2 protein-coding genes are annotated in these 1,731 nt (G+C 69.7%); both read right to left on the bottom strand.

Annotated features, from left to right (window positions below; genetic code table 11):
• On the bottom strand, positions 1–629 hold a 629-nt coding region (locus ACH47Z_RS47155; RefSeq protein WP_399086833.1), incomplete at its 3' end, for a beta-ketoacyl synthase N-terminal-like domain-containing protein.
• Between the two features lie 76 nt (positions 630–705).
• Positions 706–1,731, bottom strand: a 1,026-nt coding sequence (locus tag ACH47Z_RS47150; RefSeq protein ID WP_399086830.1) for a beta-ketoacyl reductase, incomplete at its 5' end; no start/stop codon positions are given.

The following is a 1,731-nucleotide window of genomic DNA, read 5'->3' as shown; positions in this document are numbered from 1 at the left end:
TGACCCGCCAGGTGCAGCGCCACCAACGAGGACGAGCACGCCGTGTCGACCGTCACCGCCGGGCCCTCAAGACCCAGCGTGTACGCCACCCGGCCCGAGACGACGGCGGGGGCGTTGCCCGTCAGCACGTGTCCCTGGAGGTCGTCGGACGACCCGCTCGTGACGTCGCTGTAGCCGTAGGGCGCGGCGCCGATGAAGACGCCGGTCGACGTGCCCGCCGCCTTGCGGGGGTCGAGGCCGGCGTTCTCCAGAGCGGCCCAGGACGTCTCCAGCAGCAGGCGCTGCTGCGGGTCCATCGCCAGGGCCTCGCGGGGCGAGATGCCGAAGAACTCGGCGTCGAAGCCGCTGGCGTCGTCGAGGAAGCCACCGCCGTTGGGGATGTCGTGCAGCAGCTCGGTGTCCCAGCCGCGGTCGGTCGGGAAGCCGCCGACCGCGTCACCGCCGTCGGCGACCAGCCGCCACAGGCCCTCGGGATCCTCGACACCGCCGGGGAACCGGCAGGCCATGCCCACGATCGCCAGGGGCTCGCTTACCGCGTCGACAAGTTCCTGATGCTCCTTTCGGAGCCGCTTGTTCTCCAGAAGCGACGCGCGCAGCGCCTCAACGATCTTATCCGAGGACTGAGTCATTTGGGCTCCGCTGTTTCTGAATTCGTGATCGAGTCAAACAAAGCGCTACGGACGCGATCGTCGACGCCGGTCACGCTCACACTTCGCTTTCGGAAATACCGAGTTCGTCGTCGATGAAGCGGAAGACCTCGTCGGGGGTCTCCCATTCCTCGTCGGCGTCCCCCTCATCGGCGGCGCGCCACGCGTCGAGCATCGAGCGAAGCCGGTTCGCGACGGCCTCGCGTTCGCCGTCGACGACCTCCGCCCGGGACAGCGCGCCGCTGAGCGAGTCCAGCTGGGCCAGCAGCGACGCCACACCGGTGTCGGCGCTCTCCGCCTCGCCGAACTGCTCGGCGAGGTGGGTGGCGAGGCGCTGCGGGTTCGGGTAGTCGAAGACGAGGGTGGACGGAATGGTGAGTCCCGTCGCGGCCTGCAGCCTGTTCCGCAATTCGAGGGCGCTCAGCGAATCGAAGCCCAGTTCCCGGAAGGCCTGGGTCGTGTCGATCTGCTCGCGCGACGCATAACCGAGCACCGCCGCCACGTGGTCACGCACCAGGACCAGCAGTTGCTCCGTGCGCTCCGGAGCGGCCAGAGCCGACAGACGGTCCGCCAGGGTTCCGGATTCCTGCCGGCGGTCGCTCGTGGCCGGACGCCCGCGCTTGCCGGTCAGCGCGCGCCACAGCGGCGACAGGTCGTCCCGGGTGCGCAATGCCGCCAAGTCCAGCCGGGTGACGGCCACGGCCGCCTGCGGGCCGGCCAGGGCCTCGTCGAACATGGCCAAGCCCTGCTCGACCGTGAACGGCGGCGTGCCGGACGCAGTGATACGCCGCATGTCCGCATCCGACAACCCGCTGGTCAGACCCACACTCTGCACCCAGGGACCCCACGCCATGGACACCGCGGGCAGACCCTCCTGACGGCGCCGCTGCATCAGCGTGTCCAGGAAAACATTGCCCGCCGCATAGTTACCCTGCCCCGCACTGCCCAGCACACCCGCCAGCGAGGAGAACACCACGAACACCGACAGGTCCCTGCCCGCCGTCAGCTCATGCAGATGCCAGGCGGCATCCACCTTCGGAGCCAGCACCCGGTCCAGCCGCGCGACATCCAGCGAGGTCACCAC

The sequence above is a fragment of the Streptomyces sp. NPDC020192 genome (genome assembly GCF_044388685.1).
Taxonomy (GTDB): domain Bacteria; phylum Actinomycetota; class Actinomycetes; order Streptomycetales; family Streptomycetaceae; genus Streptomyces.
This window is presented reverse-complemented; position numbering and strand designations above follow the sequence as displayed.